The 15,458-nt window shown below is 63.0% G+C and carries 14 protein-coding genes; all 14 read left to right on the plus strand.

From position 1 onward, the window contains the following. The first annotated feature begins 345 nt into the window (after positions 1-345). The 14 genes from SLQ33_RS07070 (at position 346) to SLQ33_RS07130 (ending at position 15,458) form a co-directional block, all read left to right on the plus strand. Positions 346-1,356, plus strand: a complete 1,011-nt coding sequence (locus tag SLQ33_RS07070) for a nucleotidyltransferase (protein WP_319453085.1) — start codon at positions 346-348, stop codon at positions 1,354-1,356. A 224-nt stretch (positions 1,357-1,580) separates the two neighbouring features. Next, positions 1,581-2,816 (plus strand): ThiF family adenylyltransferase, encoded by a 1,236-nt coding sequence (locus tag SLQ33_RS07075; protein WP_319453086.1) that lies wholly within the window; start codon positions 1,581-1,583, stop codon positions 2,814-2,816. Beyond that, entirely contained in the window at positions 2,813-4,606 is a 1,794-nt protein-coding gene (locus SLQ33_RS07080; protein WP_319453087.1) for an SAVED domain-containing protein, read from the plus strand. Before SLQ33_RS07075 ends, SLQ33_RS07080 begins: the two co-directional genes overlap by 4 nt. A gap of 144 nt (positions 4,607-4,750) precedes the next feature. After that, positions 4,751-5,275 carry a helix-turn-helix transcriptional regulator gene (locus tag SLQ33_RS07085; RefSeq protein ID WP_319453088.1) on the plus strand — a complete coding sequence of 175 codons (525 nt, stop codon included), beginning with the start codon at positions 4,751-4,753 and terminating at the stop codon, positions 5,273-5,275. Between the two features lie 33 nt (positions 5,276-5,308). Further along, positions 5,309-5,662, plus strand: a complete 354-nt coding sequence (locus SLQ33_RS33570; RefSeq protein WP_413467604.1) for an ImmA/IrrE family metallo-endopeptidase — start codon at positions 5,309-5,311, stop codon at positions 5,660-5,662. Then, positions 5,655-5,849, plus strand: a complete 195-nt coding sequence (locus SLQ33_RS07090; RefSeq protein ID WP_319453089.1) for a hypothetical protein — start codon at positions 5,655-5,657, stop codon at positions 5,847-5,849. Before SLQ33_RS33570 ends, SLQ33_RS07090 begins: the two co-directional genes overlap by 8 nt. Further along, positions 5,849-5,983: a hypothetical protein gene (locus SLQ33_RS07095; RefSeq protein WP_319453090.1), complete on the plus strand. Its 135-nt coding sequence runs from the start codon at positions 5,849-5,851 to the stop codon at positions 5,981-5,983. Before SLQ33_RS07090 ends, SLQ33_RS07095 begins: the two co-directional genes overlap by 1 nt. 1,536 nt (positions 5,984-7,519) lie before the next feature. Next, positions 7,520-8,251: an MlaE family ABC transporter permease gene (locus SLQ33_RS07100; RefSeq protein ID WP_413467605.1), complete on the plus strand. Its 732-nt coding sequence runs from the start codon at positions 7,520-7,522 to the stop codon at positions 8,249-8,251. After that, on the plus strand, positions 8,251-9,111 hold the full coding sequence (locus SLQ33_RS07105; RefSeq protein WP_319453092.1) for an ABC transporter permease: 861 nt from the start codon (positions 8,251-8,253) through the stop codon (positions 9,109-9,111). Before SLQ33_RS07100 ends, SLQ33_RS07105 begins: the two co-directional genes overlap by 1 nt. Before the next feature lie 2 nt (positions 9,112-9,113). After that, positions 9,114-10,631, plus strand: coding sequence for an MCE family protein (locus SLQ33_RS07110; protein WP_319453093.1), 1,518 nt, complete (start codon positions 9,114-9,116; stop codon positions 10,629-10,631). Positions 10,632-10,655: 24 nt separating this feature from the next. Continuing rightward, positions 10,656-11,684 (plus strand): virulence factor Mce family protein, encoded by a 1,029-nt coding sequence (locus tag SLQ33_RS07115; protein ID WP_319453094.1) that lies wholly within the window; start codon positions 10,656-10,658, stop codon positions 11,682-11,684. Next, on the plus strand, positions 11,681-12,976 hold the full coding sequence (locus tag SLQ33_RS07120; protein WP_319453095.1) for an MCE family protein: 1,296 nt from the start codon (positions 11,681-11,683) through the stop codon (positions 12,974-12,976). Before SLQ33_RS07115 ends, SLQ33_RS07120 begins: the two co-directional genes overlap by 4 nt. Continuing rightward, positions 12,973-14,319, plus strand: coding sequence for an MCE family protein (locus tag SLQ33_RS07125; RefSeq protein WP_319453096.1), 1,347 nt, complete (start codon positions 12,973-12,975; stop codon positions 14,317-14,319). Before SLQ33_RS07120 ends, SLQ33_RS07125 begins: the two co-directional genes overlap by 4 nt. Continuing rightward, a complete protein-coding gene (locus SLQ33_RS07130) occupies positions 14,316-15,458 on the plus strand; it encodes a virulence factor Mce family protein (protein WP_319453097.1) in 1,143 nt (380 codons plus the stop codon). Before SLQ33_RS07125 ends, SLQ33_RS07130 begins: the two co-directional genes overlap by 4 nt.

The following is a 15,458-nucleotide window of genomic DNA, read 5'->3' on the forward strand; positions in this document are numbered from 1 at the left end:
CATGCAGGCCAGCGACATCAGACACAAAGCGACCCGCCCGACGAGCGCGAAATTAATTAGCGCGAATTACCTGAACGCCATCATGATCGTGTGCCCGAAGTGACGGGTGCAGTTGACGCCTGAAAGGTTGACGACGTGCCAGGTAAGCGAGGACGCAGCGCGATCACGGGCCGGTTCGTCAAGCAGTCGACCGTGAAGAAGAACCCAAGGACCACGACCAACGAAAGCACCGGCAAGGGCCGGAAGAAGAAATAGTCGCGGGTCCCCGCGCGGGCCGGTGACGGCTGTCGGTAGCGGGGACCACACTTGGCTGCGCGCAAAACGCACCAGAAGATCGGAGGGCCAGTGGCTCACCTTAAGCAGCAGTTCAAGGACGCCTTGAGCTCCATCGAACCCGGCGATGACAAAACCAATGCGCCCGAGGCGCACAACCTCGTGCGCGATGCACTCAGAGCCGATCCCGCGCTCGCCGGATACGGCGTGAGTCCGGTGCTGATCGGGTCCTACAAGCGGAACGTATCCATCAGGCGGATCAAGGACGTGGACGTGTTCGTCCGCCTCCCTGAGGTCCCCACGGAGGTGTCCTCCCACGACATCCTCGACCGGTTCTTCAAGGTGCTGCATGCAGAGTTCGGCACCGACTCCGACGGGCACCGCCGGACAAAGCGCCAGGACCGCAGTATGCAGGTCTCCTTCCCGGAGTACGACCTCTACGTCGACGCAGTACCTGCCCGGCCCTACGTGGATGGCCAGACCTGGGAGATCCCGCAGAAGGGAGACGAGGACCAGTGGGTCCGCACCAACCCCGAAGCGCTGACCACACTGTCGAGTGCGATGAACGCTGCCCACGACGGCTACTACGTGCCGACCGTCAAGTTGCTGCGCCAAACTCGCCGCGCCCTGCTCGGCGTCGGGACGAAGCCTGGCGGATTCTTCATCGAGGTCGCTACATACCAGGCGTTCAAGTCAGGAATCGTCGGTGGCGACGACCACGCAGAGTACTACGTGTCAGCGCTGCAGCAGATAAGCACGATCATCAACAACTTCACTACCTACGGCATTGAGGTAGCCGATCCCACGATGCTCGGCCACACCATCTCGATTCGCGCGACGGATGACGAGTTGGAAGCCGCCCGAACCTGCTTCGCAGATGCTGCGACCGCGGCGCGTGATGCGCTCGAGGATGAGGACGAAGGGGCAGCCGCGCTGACGTTTCAAAAACTACTCGGCGAGAACGGTGACGGCGACACCGTGTTCGAGATGCCGCCCGGTTTCAATGAGGACGGCACCAAGCGCGCCGCGATCATCTCGCCCGGCGCCCGGGTCGTGCCGGCGGGGCCGAGAACGTTCGGGTGAGCCTCGCCAGATTCGACGACTACCTCGCCTACACCCGGCAGCACTTCGAGGAGGGCCTCATACGGCGCGGCTTTTTAGAAACACAAGCAGGGTGGCGAGGCGCCATCGCGCACACCGGTGGCGCGACAGACGTCCTCGTTACCCTGTCGGCTCGCTTCCCGTTTCATCCGCCTGCAGTAAGCCCTCTCGATCACGATGCGGTGCCCTGGTCCTGGCATCGCGAGGTGAGCGGAGCACTGTGTCTGGTTGCTGAGGACGACCACGATGGACTGTGGTGGACCGAGGTGACCGAGTTCCTTGACCAAGTCACTGCATGGTTCGATCAAGCTCACGCCGGCTGGCCCGAAGACCGTCTCGACCTCGACCTCGACAGGTACTTCCACCAGTCCGACGACACCCGCCTGTACCTCTACGACGACCTCGCGCCATATCGCAACGGATTCGTCCGCTTCAGTCCGGCGAGGAACAACACCATGCGCATAGGGCGCGGTACAGCCTCGTCGAAGTCCGTCAAGGGTGGTAAGCACCGATTCGGCTACCTTGCTGACATCGGAGACGTCGACGTTCCGCCCAGAGCATGGGCGGACATCTCTGCGCAGATCAATCCAAACACCAACCTGGACCGCCGAATTCGTCGCCGTGAAGTCAGCGTGGTGATGCTGACGTATCGGCGCGGCCGCCACGACGGCACCATCACGCTGGAGGTGTGGCCCACAACGGACCACGGCGTCGCAGTCAGGCGTTTGCGCTCCGCGGCCGACACCGACGCTGCCCGCTCTGCTCGCGCAGGCCTGCTGGCCCCTGAACTTCATCGACATCACGTGGCGGTCGTCGGCGTGGGCGCATTGGGTTCGTTCATCGCAGACATGCTCGCCCGCTCGGGCGTCCGCCGCCTCACGCTCGTCGACCATGATGTCGTCGAGCCGGGAAACGTCGTCCGTCACCTCGTCGGCCCCGACACCGTGGGATTGCCGAAGGTCGAGGCAGTCAGACGCCACATCGCCGCGCGCGGCCCACTGCAGGCGGGTGACATCGCGGTCATCGGCGACGCACTGTCCTCCGGCGACTCTGCCGCTGAGCTCATCCAGGGCCACAGTCTCGTGATCAACGCCACCGCGGACTTCGCCACCACAGCGCTGCTTCACCTCACCGCCGAGGCACTCGACACGCACATCCTTTCGGCGGCACTGCAGAACGACGGCGAGACATACCGCATCGATGTGCTCCCCCCGCTCGGCAACGCCGAACCGTTACCGCTCTCGGATGCCGATGCGACCAGCGCGCAACAACTTCTGTTCGACTCCGGATGCGGCAGTCCCATTTCGCCGACCCCACCTCATGCGGTCATCGAAGCTGCCTCAGCGGCAGCCCGGCACGCCATCGGCTTGCTCGTCGACCGGCCGCTGCACCCGGCAGGGGAAGTCCACCACCACAGGCTCGATGAGAGGACGCGGCAGTGAGGCGCACCCAGGCGCGAATCCACCTCAGAAACGAGGCGCATGCACTGATCACCTCCGAAACCGCCAAGCACCTGCCAGCCGAGATCGGAGGCGTTCTGCTCGGTTATCGCGAGGACGCTGACATCATCGTTACCCATGCCCTGGTCGTGGGCGGGAAACTGGCGTCCGCTAATCGCTACGTGCGCGACGATGTGAAGGCCAACGAGCTACTGCGTGCATTCCTGAAAGAACGAGCCGACGATGACCCGATCGGATACATCGGCGAGTGGCATAGCCACCCAGCCCCATGCGGACCCAGTCCGACCGACGTCGACGCGATACGGGCCACCGCCAAGTCAGCCGCCGCCGCCATTGCCCTGCTTGTTCATATCCCCTCAAACCCCGCGGCGTTCTCCGGCATCATCGCGTCACGCCATCGACTCGGACGTGTCTCGACCAGAGCGGCAACAGTATCGTTGCCGCAGAGCAGATTTCCACCTCTTGAACAGCTCCCAGACGGCGCGGTCCGCGGTGACGGCCCAGTGTTTGTTTCCTACCGACAGTCCGACGGAACTGCTGCCGCCGATTCACTTGAGGGTCTGCTCAGAGCGGCCGGTCTGGTCGTATGGCGAGACCGCACCGACCTACGGGCTGGCACCACAACCGATCGGCTTGAACAGGCCCTGACTCAAGGCCTGTCGGCGGCGGTGCTCATCGTGACACCAGACATCGTGCACAGCGAGATCGTCCGCGAACGCGAACTACCGCGCCTGCTGCAACTCGACGCAGATCCAGCATTCAGCTTGTGTATCGCCAATCACGTTGCCCGCTCGCCAAACAACTCCAGATGCGACTTCGAGGCCCCCGACCGGCTGCTGCGAACGGCGCCTGCCCGCACCCTCGCCGATAAGAAGCAAACCAACATGCTTGATCCCGCCGGCGAGGTCGAGATCGCGCGCGACCTCCTCATGCACCGCGTCGAACAACGCAAATCCTTGATCCGCCAACAAGACCGGCGCTTTACGATCCGCGTGCAAAGCAGGCCAACACCTTTCGCTATCGACGCCGGCGAGGACGATCTGCATATCCGCCTCAGCGTGGCCAGCGCCGGGCGCCTCCCCTCCCCAAAGGGGCTCAAGCTCCTTCAAACTACACTGCCGCTGATCAGCGACGCTGTGTACGCCACTGGCGCCAAAACCGTACGCATCGCTGGCGGTGCACACTTATCGGTATCCCTAGCCCTCGGCGCCGCGCTGCCCGAGACAAAGATCGGGACTCTTGAGGTCCTCGACGTCCAGGATCAGATGTGGTCCTCCCTGGCCGGCGACAAGCTTTCAACCAACGACGTCCACATCGAGCCCATCGACATCAAAACGCTGTCTACGGCAGGACGTGAACGTATCGCGGTGTTTGTCAGCTTGACTCCTGACCCCGACCGCACCGCATTCGAGCGGCTTATCCAAGAGTCGCCCGACGGGTTCGCCGCCGCCGCCATCGTCTCGACCGAGCCGAACAGCAGAATCGACGCACGCGAGGCCGGCCGTTTGAGTGCAGCCGTCGCACAAGCCATCAAGCGGCTCGCCGCGAGCAGTGGCCGGGCCGAGATCCACCTGGCGTTCCATGGCCCGTACACCATGGCTGCGCTCACCGGCCGCTACCTCAACACCCTGCGCACCGTAATCTACGAATGGGAAGACGAGACTGCAGACGGGCCAACTTACACACCGGTCATCGTTTTGGAACCCGGTACCGTCGGAGGACCGATAACCGATGTCGTTGCCTACACTCACGTGTGGCGACCCGGGGCGTAGATTTGCACCGACGCGCGACGGCCGCTGTACGGGTCATGCCGCGTTCGCATGGAACGTCGACGGTTTCCGTCGGCAAGCGAATCCGCCAACGCCGAGGCAGGACTGAGTTGCGAAAATCGCAACTTAGTTCCTAGCCTCGACACTATGAGGCAGGAGCAGATTGCGCGCCGGGTCGCCGACAGCATCCCTGCCACGCTCACGCAGGCGCAGGTCGCCGCCCAGATCGGCCTGACCGACGAAAAGCTCTCCAAATCCCTACGCGGCCACCGGGCCTTCTCCTCTGTGGAACTCGCCCAGCTCGCCGAAGCCCTCAACGTCGACGTGCACTGGCTCATCACCGGCCGCCGCGATCCGAACCGGCTCGTCGCCGTCGCCCGCCGTAACTTCGATCGCGAGACAGGCCGCCGCGACGTCCCGGGTCACGACAGCGACGAGCCGGTCCTCAACGACATCGCCCTGGTCTACCGGCAAGCGTTGCCCGCGTGGAGCCCGGTCGACATCGCGCTCCCCGGCACTGTCATCGAAGTGAGATCCACGCTTGGCCCAGATTTTGTGCGCCGCATGGCCGACCGCTTCGAATCCCATCTCGACGTCGACGTCATTCGAACGGCGGAGGTTTCGACGGTATCCTCCTTCCACGTCGGACCACGCAAAGTGATCGTCCTGTAGGCGACCGGAAACTGGTTCCGGGAAAACTGGTCTCTGGCACACGAACTCGGTCACCTCGTCGCCGGCCACCACGCCGACGACCGCACCCCGGCCGAACGCGATCACCACGAATTCGTCGCCAACTACTTCGCCGCTGAGCTGCTCCTGCCCGAGGCCGAGCTGCGTGAAATCGCTTGGCCAACCCTCACCGAGCGCGAACTGGCAGAGTTGATCTGGGAGTGGGGCGTCTCCACCGACGCGCTGTCGGGTCGCCTGGAAACGCTGGGCGTCACCGTTTCGGAGACAGTCGGCAATTCGCTGCAGCTATCCACGCAGAAGCTGCTCCGTTGGCCCCTGGGCGGGCCAGCACGATCATGGTATCGACCAGATCACCATGCGAATGGATGAGGCTGCGACCCGGCGCTTTCCGCTCAAGCTGCAGGAGGTCCACACTGAACTCATCGCGGCCGGCACGCTCAACAAGGGCACCTTGGCATGGATGCTCGGGATCGATCCAAATGCCCTCGAAGTCGACGAGCCGCCACAACCTAAGCCGCTCGACGCTGATCAGCTGGCCGCCGCCTTGAGCCTGTAGTGCCGACGGTCTTCCTGCCCGACAAAACCTTCCTGATCAATTTTGTTCGCCGCATGGATCTGCTCGCCGAGCTGCTTAACGCAGTGGCGGAGTTGGTGAGCGTGTTGGATGCTGCGCAGCCGAGCGTTCGGTGAGGTTGTCGCCCCCGACGTAATAGGCCATTATCGGCAGCAGCACCGGGGGCGCGCCTGTCCGATCCCGGTGGGTTCACATCGCGCGTCGGCATCGTCGGTGGCGCTCGGGAGACCACCACGACGGCACCGTGCCAAGTCGGCGATATGTCCTGTAGCAGTGGGGGATTGCGGAATCGGAAACCCTGCTCGACCGCGATATTGCAACTTCGAGTCAAGTACGTTTCCGGGAACTGTCGCCACCACCGAGGGGTGTCACGACCGGACCGACACATTGGACCGATGAAGCGCGTCAGTCGTGTGGATGCTGGTGGGCGTCGCGGCAGGGGCCGGACCTGTGGTTCCTGGCCCGCGGCGCCGTCACCGGGACGAAACTGTTGCAGGAAGGACGGCGTGGATGGGTTGAAGTATCTGGCGGCGCCTTCGGGTTCCGACCGGTCTGAACCGTCTTCCAAGTCCGTCGTCGTTGCGCGGCCCTCGTGCGGGCTCCACGAAACGACGCGTGTCGATCCCAAGGCTCGCCAGCGGAGTTCTGTCTGTCGTCGGCGACGGTCATATCGTTTTGCCAGCCGGCTTGCGCGAGATCGAACAACCACCCGTCGGCAGAAACAACCAAGTCGGCGATATCAGATGCGACTACATCTATCTGATCGCAGAGCCCGCGCTGTTCGTTCTGTGCACTCTTAGCGTCGCAGAGTTCGCCACGATGGAACCCGTCAGACCGCTTCGTTGATCGCACCGCCATGACACGGCCTCCCTTTCGCGTCGTAGTGACAGAGTGCCGTGATGTTGGAGGCACTCAAATGTGACCTCTGCATGACATCAGTTGAAGGGTCTGGCCGGGGCCGCCGGTTCGGACAGGCTGTACAGACGCCTGCCGTGGGCCCTGGACTCACCGAGTGCGCCGTCGCATTCCGCGCGCGTCGCATGCTCTCCCCACTCCTGACCCACATCTGACCCTGTCCCGTAATCCGACGATCATATAGTTTATGTAGAGAAATGCCCACCACTGCGCTATCGTCTAATCGTATGGTGGTGTCGACCGCCTGAGATGGGTTGTGGTCCACCGGAATGTAGGAGTGGGGTGAGTTCTCCAGTGCCGCACACAGAATGCGCGCACCTGCCATCGGTACGCGATGGCGCGCAGACCACCCGGGAAGCTCAAGTGTCCGTCGGACAAGTCGAAACCAGCGGCCTACAGGTTGTCCACAATCGCCGGAACAAGTCGACCACTCCGACCCATTGTCTAGCGGGCGACACGCCCGCCAGCCAGCACGTCGACGGCCTGGGCGTTCATCTGAGACAGTGGCGTCGTATCAACCTGCAGACCGCACAAACGCAGGTAACTGGACAATGCAGCCGTCCTACAAATGGGTACCGACATAGGCAAGGCGCACGTGGCGCGCCTAGCCTGCTGCCCTGGCGCTTGCACAGCGTTCGTCAGTTCGCTCAGACGGAGGAAGTTTGTATTCAATATCGCGTCAAGGCAAAAGGTTCGGAGGGCTGACGGTGGACATCTCGGACCTGGCAACGAAGCCGATGCGCGGGGTCGGTGACTTCTATGCGATGGCCCTGGACACGTTGGTGGCTATTCCGCGTCGACCGTTCGCGTGGCGAGAGTTCTTGCTGCAGTGCTGGTTCATCGCTCGGGTCTCGTTGGTTCCGGCGTTGCTACTTGCTGTGCCGTTCACCGTGCTCACGGCGTTTACGCTCAACACCCTCTTGGTCGACTTTGGCGCCGCCGACGCCGCCGGCACAGGTGCGGCTGTCGCGATGGCGCAGCTCGGCCCGATTGTGACTGTGCTCGTTGTCGCAGGTGCCGGCGCGACCGCCATCTGCGCCGATTTGGGCGCACGCACAATTCGCGAGGAGCTTGACGCGCTGCGGGTGATGGGCATTGATCCGATCCAGTCGCTCGTCGTCCCACGGGTGATGGCGGCTGGCCTTGTGGCGGTGCTGCTTTCGGCGGTTGTTTCGCTTGCCACTTTGACGGGATCATTCCTGTTTTCGGTATTCGTTCAAAACGCCACACCGGGCTATTACGTCGGGGGTTTGACGCTGTTGACCGGTCCCCAGGACGTGTTGGTCGTGTTGATCAAATCCGGTCTGTTCGGGCTGGCCGCCGGACTCATCGGCTGTTACAAGGGCATCTCGGTGGGAGGTGGTCCGGCCGGAGTGGGCAACGCGGTCAACGAGACCGTTGTCTACTCCTTCCTGGCTCTCTACGTGATCAACCTGCTCGTCACAGCAGGACAGTTCGGGGTGAGCTGATGATCAACATCACTAACACCCCGAGCGCACTACACCCGCGGGTGCGCCGCACGTTGGGCGGCTTCGCCAACGGCTGGAATAGCATCGGTCGCCAAACCCAGTTCTTTGCACTGACCATCCGGTCCATCGGGACCGCCGTGGTGCGATACAAGACCGAGATGATCCGCCTCATCGCACAGATGAGTTTGGGTACCGGCGCCTTGGCTGTCATCGGCGGCACAGTCGTCGTGGTCGGTTTCCTCACGTTGTCGACCGGCGCGCTGATCGCGGTGCAGGGCTATAACCAGCTGTCCGGCGTTGGCGTCGAAGCACTGACAGGCTTCATCTCGGCCTACGCCAACGTTCGGATAATCGCGCCGGCGACGGCCGGGGTCGCGTTGGCGGCGACGATCGGCGCGGGCGCAACCGCCCAACTGGGAGCGATGCGTATCTCAGAGGAAATTGACGCGCTAGAGGTCATGGGAATTCGGTCGATCGCGTACTTGGCGTCGACCCGGGTACTCGCCGGCGTCATCGTCGTAGTTCCGCTGTACTGCGTTGCCGCGCTAATGGCGTTCCTGGCCTCGCGATTAGGAACGGTCATGATCTACGGACAGTCCAGCGGTGTCTACGACCATTACTTCGATACGTTTCTAGTACCCACCGACCTGCTGTGGTCGTTCGTGCAGACGATTGCGATCGCCATTGCGGTGATGCTCATCCACACCTACTACGGGTACACGGCGTCGGGCGGGCCAGCGGGCGTGGGGGAAGCGGTCGGGCGCGCCGTGCGCGCGTCGTTGATCACGGCGATATTTGTCCTTTTATTGGTGTCATTGGCCGTTTACGGCCAGTCCGGCAGCTTCCACCTGGCGTCATAGACATGGAACCCAGATCCGGAGAAGGGCGCCTGCACCCGGCGTGGTGGACGGCCGTACTCGTCGCAATCATCGCCGCGCTGACGACAGGCACGGTGATGGCCTACACCGGCTCGCTGAAATCGTATGTGCCAGTGACGGTTGCCTCGGACCGGTCGGGTCTGGTCATGGACACCGGTGCCAAGGTCATGCTCAACGGGGTGCAGGTCGGACACGTCACCGGCGTCGCCGGCGTCGCCGGCGGCCAACAACCTGTCGAACTGCGGTTGGACATCGACGCGGCCCAAGTCAAATACATCCCGTCCAACGTCGGTGCCCAGATCCGCGCCACGACCGTGTTCGGTTCGAAGTTCGTCGACCTGATCTATCCCGACGCCCCTAGTCCGCAGCCGCTGGTCGCGGGAGCAGTGCTGATGTCCCGCAATGTGACCACAGAGGTCAACACCGTGTTTGAGAATCTGGTTGGGTTGCTTGACCAGATCGACCCGGCCAAGCTCAACGCAGTCCTTGCCGCGCTGTCGCAGGGGTTTCGCGGCCAGGGCGAGCGAATCGGGCAGGCCATCACCGACGCAAATCAGGTGTTGCTGCAAATAAATCCGCGCAGCGAAGCCATTCGCCAGGACTGGCGCTCATTGAAGGGGCTCAGTGACACATACGGTGCGGCCGCGGGCGACATCGTGTCGGTGCTGGATGCCGCGAGCACCACGAGCACCACGATCAGTGACCATGCCGCCGCGCTAGACACGTTGTTGCTCAGCGCAATCGGGTTCGCGCAAGCGGGAACAAATGTACTCGCGCCGAACCAGCGAAGCCTCGTCGACGCGATCAATATCCTCGAGCCCACCACCAACCTGCTGATGACGTATGACCCCTCCCTGACCTGCACCCTCGTCGGGGCGAAATGGTTTCTTGACCACGGAGGTTACAAGGGTATCGGTGGAAACGGACGTACGCTGATCGCCGACGCGACGCTCATCCCCGGCAACGACAAATACAACTACCCGGACAACCTACCTATTGTCGCGGCTAAGGGCGGCCCAGGCGGCAAGCCGAGCTGCGGGTCGCTGCCGGACGTCTCCAAGATGTATCCGGTCCGCCAACTCGTCACCAACACCGGTTGGGGCACCGGACTGGACATCCGGCCCAATCCCGGTGTCGCTCCTCAAACGTGTTACGCCAATTTCCTGCCGGTGACCCGGGCGGTCCCTGAGCCACCAAGCATCCGAGATTGCCTGCCTGGCCCGGCGATTGGTCCGGTCACCGCACCTGGTATGCCCCCGTACGGGGCGCCTCTATACGGAGCCGGCGGTGTGCCACTGTGGCCGGGCATCCCCCCCGCGGGAACCCCGCCACCGGTGCCCGTCCCCGGCACGCCGGTCGCACCCAACAAGATGTCGCCACAACCACCCGCAGTTCTCGGGGCGCCCCCGCCGCCGACACCGGCACCGCCTCCAGTCCCCGAGGCTCCGCCGCTCGGCAGTTCGCCCAACGGCCAGCCGCTGCCGCCGACACCCACAGGATGACCAACGCCTCGAAGGAACAACCTCATGAAACATGACCTCAGAGGCGCGGTTTGGCGCTTCGCCGTCTTCACCCTGGCGTGCCTGCTCGGCATCTTCGCGCTGCTGGCGATCTTCGCGCAGCTTCGATTCGAGAAGGAAAACGCCTACACGGCCCAATTCAGCAACATCACCGGACTAAAGACCGGGGACTTCGTACGCGTCGCCGGCGTGGAAGTCGGCAAGGTCGACAAAATCACGCTATTGCCTGACAGCACACTTGACGTCGAGTTCGGCACCGACACCTCAGTGGTACTCACCGAAGGCAGCAGAGCTGCGATCCGCTACGACAACCTCCTCGGTGACCGCTACCTCGCACTGGAAGAGGGAGTCGGCGGCACCAAAGTGCTGCGCCCCGGCGCCACCATCCCAATGGCCCGCACCGAGCCGGCGCTGGATCTGGACGCACTGATCGGCGGCTTCCGTCCGCTGTTCCGCGCGTTGAACCCGGAACAAGTGAACGCGTTGTCGGGGCAGCTAATCACGGCGCTTCAAGGCCAGGGCGGAACCATCAGTTCATTTCTGGCACAAACCGCCTCGGTCACCAACACGCTGGCCGACCGCGATCAGCTGATCGGGCAAGTGATCAACAACCTCAACACCGTACTTGGATCGCTAGGCGACCAGAGTAAGCAGTTCGACAAGGCGATCACGTCGCTATCCGAACTCGTCGATGGACTTGCCGCCCGCAAGACCGACATCAGCACCGGACTGGCCCACGTCAACGAAGCCAGCAGCACTGTCGCCGACCTGTTATCGCAGTCACGGCCGCCCTTCAAAGAGGTCATCGCGGAAAACGATCGGGCGTCCGGCATCGTCGTCGCGGACCACGACTATTTCGACAACATGTTGAACACCCTGCCTGACAAGTACCAGATCCTGGGGCGCCTAGGCCTGTACGGGGACTACTTCAGTTACTACCTCTGCGACGCGGTGCTGAAGCTCAACGGCAAAGGGGGACAACCCGTGTACGTCAAGGTTGCTGGTCAGGACACCGGGCGGTGCGCCCCGAAATGAAGGCCTTCGCAGAGCGAAACACCGTCATTGTCGGCGTAGTCGGTGTTGCCCTAACCGCTGTGGCGGTGTTGGTAGCGCTGAACTACAGGCATCTGCCGTTCGTGACTGGCCAGAAGCAGTACGCCGCGTTCTTTTCGGAGGCGGGAGGCATAGCACCGGGCTCATCTGTGCAGGTGTCTGGCTACGAGGTGGGCAAGGTGTCCAATGTGTCACTCGATGGGCCGCGAGTGTTGGTGACATTCAAGGTTGATGGCAGCGTCCACCTCGGTGACCGGACCGAAGCGGCCATCAAAACGAAGAGCCTGCTAGGCACCAGAACCCTAGAAGTCGTTTCCCGCGGCGACGGCGACCTGTCCGGCCCGATCCCCGTCGACCGCACCACACCGCCGTATCAATTGACCGATGCCTTGGGCGATTTGGCCACCACCGTGGACCAGCTCGACACAGGACAGCTGTCGCAGTCACTGGACACGCTGGCGCAGACATTCGCCAACACCCCGCCCGATCTGCAGGCGGCAGTGCACGGACTTTCGCGTTTCTCGGAGTCACTCAACATCCGCGATGCTCAGCTGCGAAACCTGCTGTCCAACGCCAACAAGGCAACCAAGGTGCTGGCCGAACGCAGCGATCAGGTGGTGGCCCTGATCACTCACACCAACGCGCTACTGGCGGAGTTGCGCACCGAAAGTGATGCTCTGGACCAAGTTTCGGGCAATCTCTCCCAGTTGTCGCGGCAGGCATCCGCCTTTGTCGCCGACAATCGCCAACAGCTCAAACCGTCGGTGGACAAGCTCAACGGGGTGCTCACCATCGTCGCCAACCGCAGGGAACGGCTGCAGGACGCGATCAAGCGGCTCAGCGACTATGCGATGTCGCTGGGCGAGTCGGTGTCGTCAGGGCCGTTCTTCAATGCGTATATCGCCAATCTGTTGCCTGGGCAGTTCCTACAACCGTTCATCGACGCGGCGTTTTCCGATCTTGGCCTGAACCCCGACGTGAAGTTGCCGTCCGAGCTGACCGATCCGCAGACCGGCCAGCTCGCCACTCCGGCGCTGCCGATACCGTACCCGCGCACCGGGCAGGGCGGCGAACCCAACCTCACCCTGCCCGACGCCATCACCGGCAACCCCGGCGACCCGCGCTACCCCTACCGCGAACCATTGCCTGCCCCACCACCCGGTGGGCCTCCGCCCGGCCCGCCGCTGCCCGGCGCCGAGCACGTCGAGCCCACCCCGTCGCCGACGTACCAACCCGCACCCAATGAGGTACCCCCACGGCAGGAGACACCATGACCGCGAACAGGATTGCCCGGATCGGGCTATCAGCGGCGCTGGTGGCGTTGTTGGTCGGCGGCCTGCTGATCGCCGCCCAGTTCTCCGGCCCCATCAACAAGACAAGGCTCACCGCCTATTTCGACAACAGCAACGGCATCTACCCCGGCGACCAGGTCCGCATCCTCGGCGTACCCGTCGGCAAGATCGAAACAATCGAACCGCAACCGCAACGGGCCAAGATCATCTTCTGGGTCGACGGCAAGTACAAGATTCCCGCCGACGCCAAGGCCGTCATCATTTCCCCAACCGTGGTGTCGGCGCGGTTCATTCAGCTCACCCCGGTCTACACCACAGGGCCTGCAATAGCGGACAACGCTTTAATTCCACAAGAGCGCACCGCGGTGCCGGTGGAGTGGGACGATCTGCGCGACCAACTGGACAAGCTGAACAAAACGCTGCAACCCACCCAACCCGGCGGCGTGTCGACCCTGGGCGCATTCGTCGACACCGTCGCCAACAACCTCCGCGGACAGGGCTCCAGTATCCACGACTCGGTGATCAAGCTGTCGCAAACATTGTCCATCCTGGGTGACCACTCCGGCGACATCTTCGGAACCCTCAAGAACTTAGCGGTTTTGGTGTCGGCGTTACGCGACAGCACCGACCTGATGCGCCAACTCAACCAAAACCTCGCCGCGGTCACCGGGATACTGGCCAACGACCCCAACGAAGTCGGGACCGCGGTCACCGACCTCAACACCGCCGTGACCGATATGCGCGGCTTCCTACACGAAAACCGCGAATCGCTGGGAACCACGTTCGACAAGCTCGCCCAGATAACCCAAGCACTCGGTGCCGTTTCACCGGACCTCAAGCAGGCGCTACACGCCTTTCCCAACTCGCTACAGAATTTTATCAACATCTACGAGCCTGCCCAGGGCGGCACCACAGGCGCGCTGGCTTACAACAACTTCAGTAATCCGATCAATTTCATATGCGGGGCGATTCAGGCGGCATCACGGCTGAATGCCGAACAGTCGGCGAAACTTTGCGTCCAGTACCTCGCCCCGATCGTCAAGAACCGGCAATACAACTTCCCGCCATTGGGAGTCAACGGCGCGATTGGACTGCCGTTGTTCACTGTCGGCGCGCAGGCTCGGCCCAACGAGGTCACCTTCAGCGAGGACTGGATGCGACCGGACTACGTTCCACCGGCAGCACCGCCGATGGGAACCGCTCCCCAGGGCCCGCTGGCCGCTGAGGCGCCGATCGACGCTGCCGCGGGCCTACCGCTCACGGTGCCGACCGATCCAGCCGCCGGCCTGCCCGGCATGATGGTCCCCATCAGGTCTGGCTCATGACCCAGACCTTCGGCCGTCAGGCCGCAACATGGTCAGTTGTGCTGGCGGTCGTGATAGCCGGGCTGTCCGGATGCGGGTGGCGCGGGCTGAATTCGCTGCCTATGCCGGGAACTGAAGGCGGTGGACCAGGCTCGTACGTGGTTGCGGCCCAAATGCCCGATGTCAACAACATCGAACCGAACGCACGTGTGCGGGTCGGCGACGTCAACGTCGGCAACGTGACCAAGATCGAGCGCCAAGGCTGGCACGCACTGGTCACCATGCGCATCAATGGTGGCGTGGCGTTACCTGCCAACGCGACGGCGAGATTGGGCCAGACGAGCCTGCTGGGCTCACAGCACATCGAACTCGCACCACCGACCGGCGAAACACCGCACAGCCAGCTTCACGAGGGCTCGCTGATACCCCTGCAAAACGCTGGTGCCTATCCGACTACCGAGCAAGCCTTGGGATCAATTTCGCTGCTGCTCAACGGCGGTGGAGTCGGCCAGCTTCAGGACGTCGTGGAAACATTCTCCACCGCGCTGCGCGGTCGGGAACAAGACCTGCGCAGCCTGATCGAACAGCTCGACCGCTATGTCACCTACGTCAATGACCAGACCGGCGACATCATCGACGCCACCAACAGCCTCAATCGTGTCGTCGGCACATTCGCCGACCAGAAACCGGTCGTCGATAGGGCGCTGAAAACGATCCCCGATGCGCTGGCCGTACTAAGCAATGAGCGGGAAAACCTCGCCGAAGCCCTCGACAAGCTCGGCGAGTTCAGCGCGGTCGCGGCCGATTCGGTCAACCAAACCAAAGAGAATCTGGTGAAGGAGTTGAAAGACATTGCCCCAGTTCTGCGTTCGCTGGCCAATGCCGGACCGGCACTCACCCGGTCGCTCAGCATGCTGACTACATACCCGTTCCCCGCCGAAACGTTGCAAAACTGGATACGCGGCGACTATGGCAACATGACGGCAGTCATCGACCTCACGCTCAGCCGCATTGACGCCTCCTTCTTCACAGGCACGAGGTTCGAGGGCGGCCTCACCAAGCTCGAACTTCAGTGGGGCCGCACGATCGGCCAGATGCCCAGCCCCTACACCGCCGGCAATCCGCTAGTCGCTCCCTACCACCTTGATCAGGGGCCCTAA

Source organism: Mycobacterium sp. RTGN6 (assembly GCF_033804605.1).
Lineage (GTDB): Bacteria > Actinomycetota > Actinomycetes > Mycobacteriales > Mycobacteriaceae > Mycobacterium.

Bases quoted from the DNA above. Each gene is read 5' to 3' on its own strand.
- SLQ33_RS07085 (WP_319453088.1), top strand. From the start codon at position 4,751: ATGAGGCAGGAGCAGATTGCGCGCCGGGTCGCCGACAGCATCCCTGCC.
- SLQ33_RS07090 (WP_319453089.1), top strand. From the start codon at position 5,655: ATGGATGAGGCTGCGACCCGGCGCTTTCCGCTCAAGCTGCAGGAGGTC.
- SLQ33_RS07100 (WP_413467605.1), top strand. From the start codon at position 7,520: ATGCGCGGGGTCGGTGACTTCTATGCGATGGCCCTGGACACGTTGGTG.
- SLQ33_RS07105 (WP_319453092.1), top strand. From the start codon at position 8,251: ATGATCAACATCACTAACACCCCGAGCGCACTACACCCGCGGGTGCGC.
- SLQ33_RS07110 (WP_319453093.1), top strand. From the start codon at position 9,114: ATGGAACCCAGATCCGGAGAAGGGCGCCTGCACCCGGCGTGGTGGACG.
- SLQ33_RS07115 (WP_319453094.1), top strand. From the start codon at position 10,656: ATGAAACATGACCTCAGAGGCGCGGTTTGGCGCTTCGCCGTCTTCACC.
- SLQ33_RS07120 (WP_319453095.1), top strand. From the start codon at position 11,681: ATGAAGGCCTTCGCAGAGCGAAACACCGTCATTGTCGGCGTAGTCGGT.
- SLQ33_RS07125 (WP_319453096.1), top strand. From the start codon at position 12,973: ATGACCGCGAACAGGATTGCCCGGATCGGGCTATCAGCGGCGCTGGTG.
- SLQ33_RS07130 (WP_319453097.1), top strand. From the start codon at position 14,316: ATGACCCAGACCTTCGGCCGTCAGGCCGCAACATGGTCAGTTGTGCTG.